At 63.2% G+C, this 13737-nt stretch carries 15 protein-coding genes; 9 read left to right on the forward strand and 6 right to left on the reverse strand.

From position 1 onward, the window contains the following. Positions 1–57 precede the first annotated feature (57 nt). The 5 genes from ACMGE0_RS05350 to ACMGE0_RS05370 form a co-directional block, all read right to left on the reverse strand. The gene (locus ACMGE0_RS05350) at positions 58–420 is read right to left on the reverse strand and encodes a tRNA-binding protein (RefSeq protein ID WP_436814827.1); all 363 of its coding nucleotides are present in this window, start codon (positions 418–420) and stop codon (positions 58–60) included. 8 nt (positions 421–428) lie between these two features. Further along, the gene (proC, locus tag ACMGE0_RS05355; RefSeq protein WP_436814828.1) at positions 429–1247 is read right to left on the reverse strand and encodes a pyrroline-5-carboxylate reductase; all 819 of its coding nucleotides are present in this window, start codon (positions 1245–1247) and stop codon (positions 429–431) included. Then, entirely contained in the window at positions 1247–1747 is a 501-nt protein-coding gene (locus ACMGE0_RS05360; RefSeq protein WP_436814829.1) for a type III secretion system chaperone family protein, read from the reverse strand. The genes proC and ACMGE0_RS05360 overlap by 1 nt, the downstream gene beginning before the upstream one ends. Positions 1748–2055: 308 nt before the next feature. Beyond that, positions 2056–2883 carry a hypothetical protein gene (locus ACMGE0_RS05365; RefSeq protein ID WP_436814830.1) on the reverse strand — a complete coding sequence of 276 codons (828 nt, stop codon included), beginning with the start codon at positions 2881–2883 and terminating at the stop codon, positions 2056–2058. Positions 2884–2928: 45 nt separating this feature from the next. After that, on the reverse strand, positions 2929–3183 hold the full coding sequence (locus tag ACMGE0_RS05370) for an accessory factor UbiK family protein (protein WP_085424914.1): 255 nt from the start codon (positions 3181–3183) through the stop codon (positions 2929–2931). Between the two features lie 205 nt (positions 3184–3388). On the opposite strand from ACMGE0_RS05370, the gene lgt reads away from it, so the two are divergent. From lgt to ACMGE0_RS05410, 8 genes are all read left to right on the forward strand, one after another. Further along, complete coding sequence (lgt, locus tag ACMGE0_RS05375) at positions 3389–4246, forward strand: prolipoprotein diacylglyceryl transferase (protein ID WP_436814831.1); 858 nt, start codon at positions 3389–3391, stop codon at positions 4244–4246. Between the two features lie 14 nt (positions 4247–4260). Further along, a complete protein-coding gene (locus ACMGE0_RS05380; protein ID WP_436814832.1) occupies positions 4261–5361 on the forward strand; it encodes a class I SAM-dependent methyltransferase in 1101 nt (366 codons plus the stop codon). Between the two features lie 281 nt (positions 5362–5642). Next, complete coding sequence (gene pgeF / locus ACMGE0_RS05385) at positions 5643–6449, forward strand: peptidoglycan editing factor PgeF (protein WP_436814833.1); 807 nt, start codon at positions 5643–5645, stop codon at positions 6447–6449. Position 6450: 1 nt separating this feature from the next. Then, positions 6451–7602 (forward strand): M24 family metallopeptidase, encoded by a 1152-nt coding sequence (locus ACMGE0_RS05390; RefSeq protein ID WP_436814834.1) that lies wholly within the window; start codon positions 6451–6453, stop codon positions 7600–7602. An 80-nt stretch (positions 7603–7682) separates the two neighbouring features. Continuing rightward, positions 7683–8453, forward strand: coding sequence for a hypothetical protein (locus ACMGE0_RS05395; protein ID WP_436814835.1), 771 nt, complete (start codon positions 7683–7685; stop codon positions 8451–8453). Between the two features lie 129 nt (positions 8454–8582). Then, positions 8583–9515 carry a ribose-phosphate pyrophosphokinase gene (locus tag ACMGE0_RS05400; protein ID WP_436814836.1) on the forward strand — a complete coding sequence of 311 codons (933 nt, stop codon included), beginning with the start codon at positions 8583–8585 and terminating at the stop codon, positions 9513–9515. A 62-nt stretch (positions 9516–9577) separates the two neighbouring features. Next, a complete protein-coding gene (locus tag ACMGE0_RS05405; protein WP_436814837.1) occupies positions 9578–10156 on the forward strand; it encodes a Kazal-type serine protease inhibitor family protein in 579 nt (192 codons plus the stop codon). Between the two features lie 113 nt (positions 10157–10269). Continuing rightward, positions 10270–10527 (forward strand): hypothetical protein, encoded by a 258-nt coding sequence (locus ACMGE0_RS05410; protein ID WP_436814838.1) that lies wholly within the window; start codon positions 10270–10272, stop codon positions 10525–10527. On the opposite strand, the gene ACMGE0_RS05415 is transcribed toward ACMGE0_RS05410, so the two are convergent. Continuing rightward, entirely contained in the window at positions 10528–12579 is a 2052-nt protein-coding gene (locus tag ACMGE0_RS05415) for a putative bifunctional diguanylate cyclase/phosphodiesterase (RefSeq protein WP_436814839.1), read from the reverse strand. A gap of 395 nt (positions 12580–12974) precedes the next feature. Here ACMGE0_RS05415 and ACMGE0_RS05420 point away from each other — a divergent pair, with 395 nt between their 5' ends. Continuing rightward, positions 12975–13592: a 50S ribosomal protein L25/general stress protein Ctc gene (locus tag ACMGE0_RS05420; RefSeq protein ID WP_436814840.1), complete on the forward strand. Its 618-nt coding sequence runs from the start codon at positions 12975–12977 to the stop codon at positions 13590–13592. The last annotated feature ends 145 nt before the right edge of the window (positions 13593–13737 follow it).

Here is a 13737-nt window from a genome sequence, read left to right on the forward strand (position 1 = left end):
AACGGGTGAACCTTTGCGATCGGTGTGGTCCGCACCGCGTTCGCCGGGGACTTCCCGCTACATCAGCTTCCTGCCGTTCGGCACCGGCTGCTCGACGGCGGCCAGCACGATCGCGCCCTTCTCGTCCTCGAAACCGAGGGTCAGCACTTCGGAGCGGAACGGGCCGATCTGCCGCGGCGGAAAATTGACGACGCCGAGCACCTGCCGGCCGATCAGCGTCTCGGGCGCGTAATGCACGGTGATCTGCGCCGAGGATTTCTTGATGCCGATTTCAGGACCGAAGTCGATCTTCAGCTTGAACGCCGGCTTGCGGGCTTCGGGAAAAGGCTCCGCCTCGATGATCGTGCCGACGCGGATATCGACTTTTTCGAAATCGGAGAAGCTGATCTTCCGGTCGCCGGAGTTGATTTCTTCAGCCATGCGATCACTCAGCTTCCCAGTTCTTCGGCCCGCTTGCGGGCGGCGGCGATCGCCTTGTCGAACAGGGGCTGCATGCCGTTCTCGGCCATCAGCACGGAAAGCGCAGCAGCCGTCGTGCCGCCGGGCGAGGTGACGTTCTGGCGAAGTCTGGCAGCGTCTTCGGAGGACTGGTGCAGGAGCTCACCAGCCCCCGAGACAGTTTCCCGCGCGAGCCGCATGGCGAGGTCCGCCGGCAGGCCGGCCTTCCGGCCTGCTTCCGCCATGCACTCGACGAGATAGAACACATAGGCCGGGCCGCTGCCGGAAACGGCCGTGACCGCATCGATATCCGCTTCGCCCGCCACCCATTCCACCGGCCCGCTGACCCTGAGCAGCGATTGCACGGCATTCCGCTGCGCATCGGTGACCTTGGGATTGGCATAGGCGCCGGTCACGCCGCGACCGATCATGGCCGGCGTGTTCGGCATGGCGCGCACCATGCCGGCGTCGCCGAAATGGCTTTTGAGATAGGCAAGCGTCTTGCCGGCCGCCACGGACACGACGACCGTATCGGCTCCGACCACGGGCTTCAGCGGCGGCAGGACCGCATCCATCAACTGCGGCTTGACCGCCAGGAACAGGATGTCGGCGGCAAGCCCTTCCGGCACAGAGGATACATGGCGTGCTCCGGCATCTGCGATCGCCACCTTCATCGTCTCGGACGGCGACGGATCGACGACCGTGATGGACGCGCCGGGTACACCCGTTTTCAGCCAGCCGGAAAGCATCGCGCCGCCCATATTGCCGGCGCCGATGAGAACGATCGATCCGATCTGGCTCAAAGTCATCAGGCTTCGCCCACGGTTTCGAAGAGGACGGCATCCATGGCGGCCTTCGCCTCCATGCCCGACCATACGACGAATTGGAAGGCCTGATAATAGGCCTCGCAGGCTTCGAGCGCGGAGGACAGCAGCACTTCCACCTGCTGGTTGGTGGGTTCGGCGCCGCCGGCAAGCAGCAGGGACTGGCGGAAGATGACGACGTCTTCCTGGCGCCACAGGTCGAAATGCCCCATCAGCACCTGCCCGTTGATATGCGAGAGCAGGCGGATGACCTCGTTGACGCGGGCATCGGGGACCTTGATGTCGAAGGCGCAGGCCAGATGCAGCGCCTCGAACTCCTCCATCCAGGAGAAGGACACATGGTAGTCGGTCCAGCGCCCCTCCACGGTCATGGCGATCTCGTCCTCGCCCGATCTTTCGAACGTCCAGTCGTTCGAGGCTGCGACGAACTCGATCATGTCAACCGGATTCGACTGACGTTCGATTTCTATTTCCATAAGGCTCATGCGGCACCTTCTTGACCGGAATGAATGCGAATTCGTGCGGATAAAACGCCAAAACACGCGAACAATAACCGGGAACAACACTGCAGATGATCGTCCGACGCCGCCAGAATAACGCAGCCACCCTGTCTGGACCTTACCAACCCGTTTCGAATCATCCTTTAAAATCAGTGTACCTAGAGCGAGTCCGGCTGCCATCCCCTCCTTCGAGATTTTACTCGATCCGCGTTGGAAACTTCTTCTCAACCGAGATCAGGAGGGAGTCATAACCGACTCTGGACGTTGGCTTTTTTGCCTGTGTCCACAGGGGATCAATTTTTTGACAGCAAGCCTGAGGTTGCGCTTGGGGGCAGTTCGACCGCCAGAGCTTCCCGCAGGTGAGCCCGCGTCGCCGCTTCGAACCGCTCGGGCCACTCCACGCCGATTTCCGTCGCCATCCTGCGCGCCCGCGGCAAATAGGCTTCCGCATAGGCCAGGTTGGCGGCTATGACCGATTCTCTTGTCGGTGAGGGAAGAGGCAAGGAGGCCAGAATGTCCTTCTGTTCCTCGCTGATCAGCCTGTTGAGATGAAGCACGCCTCCCCTGTTGGGCGCTGCCGTTTCCTCGATCAGAAGCTCGGTGAGAAGGTTCCGGAGATGGAAGATGCCGGTGATCCCGTTGAGATATTCCCCTCTGCCGATGGCGAGCGATAGAAGGCCCAGGATCCGGATGAATTCTTCGAACTGCCACTTCATACGCGCCGGATTCGGACCCGTCTTTTGAAGCGCCGCCGGTAATGTTTCCAAAACCCGGTCGTGGTCGAACAGGGCTTTCAAACCGCTTGCGGTGCGCCTGGCCACCTGATCGGGCGTGACGATTTCCACGTCGATGCGCAGCCAATCCGCCGTAATCGCATTGATCAGCATCGGCTTGGCCTGCCGATCCCACCAGAGAACGATTTCTCCCGTCCTGCCGACGGCTTCGCGCCAGAGGGCGGCGAACTCATCCGTCGGACCGTCTCGGGAAACCGCCAGGAAATCGATGTCGCTGTGGGAATCCTCTATCCCGGCGCCGTAACTGCCGCTGAGGAACAGCGCCCTGACGGCCGGTTTCTTCTGAAGAGCAGTTGAAATGTCCTGGATGACTTTCGCCTTGTTCATTCAACCGCCCCTGCCCTCAGCCGGCGCCAGAAACCATCCCTGCGATCACTGCCCCGAAAGCTTCGCCTCCAACGCTTCGATGCGGGCCTTGAGGGCTTCGTTCTCGTCGCGGGCGCGGGCGGCCATTTCGCGCACGGCCTCGAATTCCTCGCGCTTGACCACGTCCATGCTGTTCAGGAACCGTTCGGCCTGTGCATGGAATGCGGTCTCCACCTCCTTGCGCACGCCCTGGGCGGCGCCGGCGGCATCGGTCATCAGCCGCGCGAAATCGTCGAGAATGCGGTTCGTCCCGGTTGCCATGGTTCCAACTCCTAAAATGTCTGGCCGCCCATACGTCCATGAAGGCGCGGCCGCTAAATCTCCATGAAGGTGAAGTAGGGCCTGCCGTGGCCGCTTGCAAGCACCATCCACTGTCGGCGCGGGGCGCGCAAAGAGATTCGCCTTGACCGGCGATGGCTGCAACGCCATGTTCCGCGACAAATAAGCTAGGTTGAGAACCTGTAACTTGTACGAAGCGCTTCACCTTTTCGCTCTGATCCCCTTTCCGGACATCGATCCGGTGGCCTTCTCCGTCGGTCCGCTTGCGGTCCATTGGTACGGCCTGGCCTATGTGGCAGGCATCCTGCTCGGCTGGCTCTATGCGCGCCGGCTGGCGGCGAACGGCTCGCTTTGGAGGGGCGGACAGTCGCCGATCACCGCCTCCCATCTCGACGATTTCCTCGTCTGGGTCGCGGCCGGCATCGTGCTCGGCGGGCGCATCGGCTACATACTCTTCTACGATTTTGCTGCCGTCGCCCAGAACCCCATCCGGGCGATCGAGATATGGAACGGCGGCATGTCCTTCCACGGCGGCTTCCTCGGCGCGACGATCGCGATGATCATCTTCGCCCGCCGCAACGCCATCCCGGTCTGGAGCATGTTCGACACGGTGGCGGCTGTCGTGCCTTTCGGGCTGTTCTTCGGCCGCATCGCCAATTTCGTCAACGGCGAGCTCTGGGGCCGCCTGAGCTCGATGCCCTGGGCCGTCGTCTTCCCGACCGGCGGGCCTTTCGCCCGTCACCCGAGCCAGCTCTACGAGGCGGGGCTCGAAGGCGTCGTGCTGCTTCTGCTCCTTGCTCTGCTGATCTTCCGTTTCAAGGCGCTGAAGGTTCCGGGCACCGTCTCCGGCACTTTCGTCTGCGGTTATGCGTTGGCGCGCATCTTCGTGGAGTTCTTCCGCGAACCGGATGCACAACTCGGCTATCTGCTCGGCACCAATTGGCTTACCATGGGCATGGTGCTTTCGCTGCCGATGTTCGCAGTCGGGCTTTGGGCCATTCTCCGCGCCCGTGTTGCGGCGGCTCAAGCGTCCGCGAAGGCGTAAGCGGAGAGCCGACCGTGAGCACGCCCCTCGCCGACAAGATCAAGACCCTGATCCGGGCGAGCGGCCCGATCAGCGTCACGGATTATTTCGCGCTCTGCCTCGCCGATCCGGAATACGGCTATTACCGCAGCCGCGAACCCTTCGGCCGGCATGGGGATTTCATCACCGCGCCGGAGATCAGCCAGCTTTTCGGCGAAATGATCGGCGTGTTCATGGTGCATGCCTGGCAGCGTCACGGCATGCCCGCCTCCGTCCGGCTGGTGGAGATCGGCCCCGGCCGCGGCACGATGATGGCCGACATGCTGCGCGTGATCAAACGGATCGCCCTGCCGCTCTTCGAAGGCCTGAACGTTCATCTGGTCGAGACCAGCGAGCGGCTGCGCGGCGTGCAGCGCGTGACGATCGAGGCGTTCTCCACGAAGATCACCTGGCACGACAGTTTCGAGGACGTGCCGGAAGGTTTCACGCTGATCGCCGCCAACGAGCTTTTCGACGCGATCCCGATCCGCCAGTTCGTCAAGACGCCGACCGGGTTCCGGGAACGCCTCGTCGGCCTCGATGCGGACGACGAGCTGACCTTCGCCGCCGGCATCGCGACGCTCGATCCGGCCCTCCTGCCCTCGCCCCTCGCATCCATTCCAGACGGTACGATCTTCGAAGTGGCCCCCGCCCGCCAGGCGGTCATGCAAACCCTCTGCGACCGGCTGAAAACTTTCGGCGGCACGGCGGTCATCATCGATTACGGCCATATGGTCACCGGCTTCGGCGACACGCTGCAGGCGGTGCGCAACCATGATTTCGATACGCCGCTTGCCCATCCAGGCGAGGCGGACCTGACGAGCCATGTGGATTTCGAGGATCTCGCCAAGGTGGCGCTGTCCACGGGCGTGCATCTGAACGGCGGCCTGCGCCAGGGCGAGTTCCTCTACGGTCTCGGCCTCGCCGAACGCGCCGCGGCCCTTTCGAAGGACAAGGAACCGACGGAACAGCGGCTCATCGCCGCCGCCGCCGATCGCCTGGCCGGCGAAGGTGCGGGCAAGATGGGCGAGCTCTTCAAGGTCATCGCGGTGTCGAGCCCGGCCTTGAACCTGATGCCGTTCCGGGCGGTAGAGTGAAATCTCGGCTTGCCCCTCACCCTAACCCTTTCCCCGCAAGCCGGGAGAGGGACGTGCCCCACGCAGCGTCGAGGATAAGGAAAGCGGCGCGGCATATCCCTTCTCCCCGTCAGAACGGGGAGAAGGTGGCGCCAGCCGGATCAGGGGCAACCACAACGAAAGACGATCAACCGATTGACATCCGCCCTTCCCTTGCGCCACTCTCGCGCTAGATCGAAGCAGCCGGCATTTTTCGAGTGCTTGCATAAAACCCCTTGAAATCAACAGGATAAACAACGCCGATGCAGGAAACCCCCTTGCCGACGCCGATCGAGAGCCCCCTGTTGAACGACAGAGCCGGCAGCCGCGTCCGTCACGGCTTCTTCACCCGGAAGGGCGGGGTTTCGGAAGGTCTTTACGCCGGCCTCAATGTCGGCGTCGGCTCGGACGACGACCGTGAAAAGGTGATGGAAAACCGCGCCCGCGTCGCCGCCTGGTTCGGGCTGCCGCTCGAAAAACTCGCAACCGTCCATCAGGTCCATTCGCCGGATGTGCTGGTCGTCGACGAGACCTATGCGGGCGAGCGGCCCCAAGAGCGACCGAAGGTCGACGCCATGGTGACGACCGTTCCCGGCGTGGCGCTCGGCGTGCTCTCCGCCGATTGCGGCCCCATCCTGTTTGCCGACGGCGAGAACGGCGTGATCGGCGCCGCCCATGCCGGCTGGAAGGGTGCGCTCGGCGGCGTGCTCGAAAACACCATCGAGGCGATGATCTCGCTCGGCGCCGCCCGCGAAAAGATCACCGCCGTGCTCGGCCCGTCGATCGGTCCCGACAGCTACGAGGTCGGCCCGGAATTCGTGGAGCGTTTCCTTCGCCACGATCCGTCCTACGAAACTTTCTTCGCGCCCTCCCCGAAACCGGGGCACGCCATGTTCGACCTGCCGGCGCTGACGATCAGGCGGCTGACGGCGGCGGGCGTGCGGGCCGAAAACCTCGGCCTCGACACCTATTCCGACGCGGAGCGTTTTTACTCCTACCGCCGCACCACCCATGCCCGGGAGCCGGATTACGGCCGCCAGATTTCAGCGATTTCGATGAGGGAGGAATAGCATGGCCCTGCATTTCGAGAGGAGCGAATACGTCGACCGCCTCGCGCGGCTGACGGAGAAGATGCGCGCGGAAAAGCTCGATGCGCTCCTGCTCTTCGCCCAGGAAAGCATGTATTGGCTGACGGGCTACGACACTTTCGGCTACTGCTTCTTCCAGACTTTGGTGGTCAAGGCCGACGGGACGATGACGCTGCTCACTCGCTCCGCCGATCTGCGCCAGGCCCGCCATACCTCGATCGTCGAGAACATCGTGGTCTGGGTCGATCGGGTGAATGCCGATCCGACGCTCGATCTCAAAAACCTCTTGAGCGACATGGACCTGCTCGGCGCGAAAATCGGCGTCGAATACGACACGCACGGCATGACCGGCCGCGTCGCCCGCCTTCTCGACAATCAGCTCGCCACCTTCGGTCAGATCAGCGACGCCTCCTATCTGGTGAGCCGGCTGCGCCTCGTCAAAAGCCCCGCCGAGATCGCCTATGCGAAACGCGCCGCCGAGCTTGCCGACGACGCGCTCGATGCGGCGCTTCCGCTCATCAGGGCCGGCGGCGACGAGGCGGAGATCCTCGCCGCCATGCAGGGCGCAGTCTTTCTGGGCGGCGGCGATTATCCCGCCAACGAGTTCATCATCGGCTCGGGCGCCGATGCGCTGCTCTGCCGCTACAAGGCCGGCCGGCGCAAGCTCGACGCGACCGACCAGCTGACGCTGGAATGGGCCGGCGCCGCCGCGCATTATCACGCCGCGATGATGCGCACCGTCGTCGTCGGCGAACCGTCGCAGCGCCATCGCGAGCTTTACAGGGCCTGCCGCGAAACCATCCAGGCGATCGAGGAGGTGTTGCGTCCCGGCCATACCTTCGGCGACGTCTTCGATACCCATGCCCGCATCCTCGACGAGCGGGGCCTGTCGCGTCATCGCCTCAACGCCTGCGGCTACTCGCTCGGCGCCCGCTTCTCGCCCTCCTGGATGGAGCACCAGATGTTCCACTTCGGCAATCCGCAGGAGATCCTGTCCGACATGACGCTCTTCGTGCACATGATCATCATGGATTCCGACAGCGGCGCAGCCATGACCCTCGGCCATACCTATCTGACCACTGACGGCGATCCGCAGCCGCTTTCCCGCCATGGTCTGGACCTGATCCAGCGCTGAGCACGCGTCAACCGCGATTGACAGCGTGCAAAAGCCAATTCTAAGCTCCGGCATCGGGGAATCTACGGAAGGAGGCGGGCATGCGGCTTTTCGGAAGGTTGTTTTCCGTTGCCCTGCTCGCGGCGGGCCTTTCCGCCTGCAACACGACGGAGGCCCTGACGCCGCAGGCGGAGGTCGGCGGCGGCTCCAGGTCATCGACGCCCGTCACCCAGGCCGATACCGACCGCATGGCGCGCACGCAGCAGCCGGAGACTTATGGCAACAGCAACTCTGCGCAGCAGGGCAGCGGCTACCAGCTTGGGCCGCAGAACACGCTGGAAGCCCAGGCCCGTGCGCTGGAATCCGGCAGCGCCGTATCGCCTTCCTCCTCCGGCCCGCCACCGCAATGGAACGGCCAGGGCCAGGAACCGGTCATGCAACAGCCCGCGGCGGGAGCGGCCCAGCAGGCGGCCCGGCAGGCGGCATTGCCGCCATCCGGCTCCGGCGCCGGCACGATCCGTTTCCTGCCGATCATCGGCGCGCCCGTCCAGGCGGTGACGCCGCTCTCGCGCGAGCTCGGCTCCCGAGCGCGTGCCAACGGGCTCGTCATCCGGCCGTCGAGCGACGCCGGCACGCAGCATATCCTGAAGGGTTATTTCTCCGCCTTCGCCGACAGCGGCAAGGTCACCATCGTCTATGTCTGGGATATCCTTGACGGCTCCGGCTCCCGCCTTCATCGCATGCAGGGACAGGAAAGCGTGCCTGCCAGCGGTGCGGACCCCTGGGCGGCCGTGCCCGCCTCGACCATGGAGACGATCGCCGCGAAGACCATCCAGGACTATCTGAACTGGCAAAGGACCCAGCCGGGGTAAGATTATGCGCCAGAAAGCCGCCGGTCACAGTTTCTTCATAAAAAACCGTGGTGAGGCGCAAAACGCTATTGCATTCGAAGGCGGCGGCGGTAAAAGGCCCGCATCCAGCTTCAAAACAGGCGGACCGCAATGAAGGTTTTCGCAGGCAATTCGAACCGGCATCTTGCCGACGCGATCTGCAGCTATCTCAATGTTCCAGTCGGAAAAGCCAGCGTAAGGCGGTTTGCAGATCAGGAAATCTTCGTTGAAATTCAGGAAAATGTGCGCGGCGAGGATGTGTTCATCATCCAGTCCACGTCGTTCCCGACCAACGATCACCTGATGGAACTGCTGATCATGATCGACGCGTTTCGCCGATCGTCGGCCAAGCGCATCACGGCCGTGCTCCCCTATTTCGGCTATGCCCGCCAGGATCGCAAGGCCGGTCCCCGCACGCCGATCTCGGCAAAGCTCGTCGCCAACCTGATCACCGAGGCAGGCGCCGACCGCGTGCTGACCCTCGACCTGCATGCCGGCCAGATCCAGGGCTTCTTCGATATCCCGACTGACAATCTCTTCGCGGTGCCGATCCTCGCCCGCGACGTCAAGGAACACTATGACTTGAACAACGTCATGGTGGTCTCGCCGGACGTCGGCGGCGTGGTCCGCGCCCGTGCGCTTGCCAAGCGCATCGACTGTCAGCTCGCGATCGTCGACAAGCGTCGCGAACGCGCCGGTGAATCCGAGGTGATGAACGTCATCGGCGACGTGGAAGGCAAGGATTGCCTGCTGATCGACGACATCGTCGATTCCGGCGGCACGCTCTGCAACGCTGCCGAGGCGCTGCTCAAGAACGGCGCCACCAGCGTCACCGCGTACATCACCCACGGCGTTCTTTCCGGCGGCGCGGTCACCCGCATCGCCGCCTCGAAGCTTCGTGAACTGGTGATCACGGATTCGATCCAGCCGACGACCGCTGTCCAGTCCGCACACAACATCCGCGTCATCACCACCGCCAACCTGCTCGGCGAGGCGATCAATCGCACGGCGATGGAATCCTCCGTCTCCAGTTTGTTCGACTGAGCTTTTTCCCCAGCACGTCTTCCGATAAGCTTCCCGTCAGCGCAACGAGGAGTGAGTCGCTCATGGTTTCTTCTTTCGGCCCGAAAAGACTGGCCTTCTTCCTTCTTATCCCGCTGCTTTCAGGCTGCGTCGAGGGCGGGCCGGGACCAGGACCTGGTGGCGGGGGTTATTACCCGCCGCCGCGGCCGCAACCGCAGCCGCAGATGTGCACGATGGAATATCGGCCGGTCTGCGGTGAGCGCGGCGGCCGCAGGGAAACGTTCGGCAATGCCTGCCAGGCCCGCGAGCGCGGCTACCGCATCGTCAGCACGGGTGAATGCGGCCGCGGACCCGGACCGTTCCCGCCTCCCGGTCGTCCCGATCGGCCTGACAGGCCCGACTGGGGAGGTCCCGGTCGCCCGGACAGGCCCGATTGGGGTGGCCCTGGCCGGCCGGACAGACCGGACTGGGGCGGCCCCGGCCGCCCTGATCGCCCCGACCGGCCGGATCGCCCGGGAAGACCCGAACAATCCGGCGCCTGCACGCGTGAATACCGCCCCGTCTGCGGCCAGCGCGGACCGCAAACGCAGACTTTCCCGAACGCCTGCGAAGCGGCAAACAGCGGTTTCAGGGTCGTTTCTCCCGGTGAATGCCGCCGCTGACGGCATCCGCGAACCGGCAGTAAAATACCGATGCGAAACGCCGGGATTCTATTCCTGGCGTTTTGCGTTGCGGCGAAGCTTCGGTTAGTTACGGTTCGTCAAAGGAGTTCCGCATGGCCGCACGCGACCGCTATTCCCGAAAACTCGAATGTTCCCAATGTGGCAATACCGGTTTTGCCGAGGCTTCCGAGTCGGACGACAAGTGGCAGAAGAGCCGCGATTTCCGGATCGATGAACTGCCGCACGGCTTCTTCACGGAATTCGCCTCCACCGATCCGCGCAAACACATGCTGCGCTGCGGCCAGTGCGGCCACAAATTCCGCTTCGAGCAAAAGAGCGTCTATGCGCCGGGCGGCGAGCCTCGGCGCTGATCAGGCGACCTTGGCGACCTCCGGCCCGACAATGCCGTTGACGATGTGCTCGATGTTCTCGCGCGGGCCGGGTTTGCCAAAGAGATAGCCCTGCACCTGCATGCAGCCTTCCTTGCGCAGGAAGGCGATATGCTCGTCGGTCTCCACGCCTTCCGCAAGCACCGGAATATCGAGGCTCGACGCCAGGATGAGGGTCGAACGGACGATCGCGGCCGAGTGGGCGTTGACGGCAAGCCCGTCTATGAAGGCGCGGTCGATCTTGATCTTGTCGAAGGGGAAGGATATCAGCGTCGAGAGCGACGAATAACCGGCGCCGTAGTCGTCCATGGCAATCTTCACGCCAAGGCTCTTCAGATCCCGGATGGTCTGCAATGCGCGCTGATGATCGGCGATGATGCCGGATTCGGTGATCTCCAGTTCGAGCCGGTCGGAGCTGAGCCCCGTCTCGTTCAGGATGTCGCGGACTTTCAGCGGAAATCTCGGATCGGCAAGCTGCTGGGCTGCGACGTTGACTGCGATGCCAAGCGGGTTTTTCCAGGCCGCCGCTTCCGCGCAGGCTGTCCTGAGTACCCATTCGCCGAGTTCGTTGATGAAGCCGGTCCGTTCGGCGATCGGAATGAATTCGCCGGGCAGAATAAGCCCGCGCACGGGATGGTTCCAGCGCAGCAGCGCTTCGAAACCGACGACCTGGCCGGTGAACGTATCGTTCTGGAGCTGGTAGTAAAGTTCGAACTGGTCCGCCGCGAGCCCCGAGCGCATGTCCATCGCCAGAGCGTTGCGCTCGCGCGCGGCCTGGTCCATCGAGGCATCGTAGACGCAGATCGCATTGTCGCCGGATTGCTTGGCGCGGTACATGGCGACATCCGCATGCGCCACCAGGTCGTCCACCGACTTGGCTTCGCCGGGATAGAACGCGATCCCGACGCTCGATCCGACGGAAAGAGTGTTGCCGTTCCATTCGACCGGCTTGCAGATTTCGGCGAGCATGCGGTTGGCGAGCGAAAGCGCATCGGAACGCTTGTGGTGCATCCGCTTAACCGCCACGAATTCGTCGCCTCCGACACGGGCTATGAATTCGCCCGCTCCCGCCACCTGGGCGAGCCTGCCGCCGATCGTTCTCAAAACCTCGTCTCCGGCGGCATGGCCGTGAACGTCGTTGATTTCCTTGAAGCGGTTGAGGTCCATGGAAAGCACCGCTATGCGGGCCGACAGGTCCGCGGGACGCGTCGCGATCCCGGCAAGCTGCTCGTTGAAGGCGGCGCGGTTGGAAAGCCCCGTCAGTGGGTCGTGGAGCGAAAGGCGGCGATACTGCTCGATGGCCGCCTTGGTCGTGCGCGCATCGATCAGGTAGGTCGCCGCCGTGAGCGCCAGCAGGATCAGCATCAAGGACAGGACGCCGAAACCAAGCACGATCGGCGGAACGATTTCGTCCGGCATGACGATGCGGGGATCGAGAATGACGTTGACGGCCCCCATCGCCGTGAAATGCGTCGTGACGATCGCAAGGATCATCGCCAGAACGGAGAGATATTTGCAGAAACGGGTCGCCGGACGCACGGCGCGGTTGGTCGTGAGTGCACCGAACAGGGCTGCGAAAATCAACGACGCGATCACATAGCCGCGGTCCCACTGGATGACGCCCTGCACCTCATAGGCCGCCATGCCGGTGTAATGCATCGCTGCGATGCCGAGCCCCACGACGGCGCCGCCGGCCTCGACGATGATCGAACGGCCTCCATAGGCGGCGATGCCGAACCCCGCCGTCGCTGTCGCCACCGCGAGGACGAATGACCAGAGCGTCAGCGCCGGTTCATAACCGGCTTGCCCGCCGCCAAAATAGCCGAGCATGGCGAGGAAATGCGTCGTCCAGGTCGTCGATCCGCCGATAAAACCCGCAAGCAGGAGCCAGGTGGCTTTCTCGACGCCGCCGCCCCGCCGAACACGGGAGAACAGCCTGACCGTCATGAAGGCGCCTGCGACGCAGGCAAGAACGGCGCAGCCGATGTAGCGAAGGTCGTGCTCTATGAAGAGGCAGGAGAGGACGCGAAACATGATTTCCGTAACTTTTCACCCGATTTGGCCGGAAAGTTTAACGTCGAAACATGTTTGAAAGGTTCGCGCGGATGGTAAACGGAAATCTGATAATCAGGCTCCGATTTCGGCGGAGAAACCATGCCGATATTGGCACGCCAGGGCGGCCTACAGCAACGGGTCGGGCACTCCGGCCGCCGGCCTTCGCGGGCTGAGCGGAACGGATGAAGAAGCGCGGCCGCGTCTTTCCGGGCTGAGATGCTTGCACTTGCAGCCTCGTTGTATTATAGCCCGCCGGTCCGCGCAGACACCCTTGGAGGCAACGCGGATGAAGCGCATCGGATGGTGCCCTTCGGTTTGACGCAGGCGGTCTCCGCCCGCGAAAGACTCTCCAAACAACCTCGAAAGGATATGCCATGAGCCACGCATCTTACGAGCTCAAGGCCGAGGCGCGCGAACGGGTAGGTAAGGGGTCCTCCCGTGAACTTCGCCGCAACGGTTTGATTCCCGCTGTCATCTATGGTGACAAGCAGGCCCCCCTCGCCATCGCACTCTCGACCAACGAAGTGACGAAGCGCATCCATGCCGGTGGTTTCATGACCACCATCGCCACGATCGAAGTCGACGGCCAGAAGATCCAGGTCCTGCCGAAGGATTACCAGCTCGATCCGGTCCGCGATTTCACCATGCACGTCGATTTCCTGCGCGTTTCCGGCGACACGGATGTCACCGTCGAAGTTCCGGTTCACTTCATCAACGAAGAGAAGTCCGCGATCAAGATCGGCGGCGTTCTCAACATCGTTCGCCACACCGTCGAATTCCACTGCCCGGCCAACGCCATCCCGGAATTCATCACGGTCGATCTCGCTGGCGCCAAGATCGGCGACAGCATCCACATCTCTGCCGTCACGCTGCCGAAGGGCGTACGTCCGGTCATCACCGACCGTGACTTCACCATCGCAACGATCGTCGCCCCGGCGGCTGGCATCGAAGAAGCCGCAGAAGAAACGCCTGCCGCTCCCGAAGCCGAATAAGAAAAGCAGAGTGTCCGAGTTTGAGACCCGCCTTCGCAGGAAGGCGGGTTTTTTATTGCCCGGAGAATACGTTTGGTGCCGCCGGCCCTGCGATTCATTCGAATCTTAGCATGCGCGTTTCAATGAAGTTTAATGAATAGGTGGA

The organism is Neorhizobium descurainiae (assembly GCF_051400715.1).
Lineage (GTDB): Bacteria > Pseudomonadota > Alphaproteobacteria > Rhizobiales > Rhizobiaceae > Neorhizobium.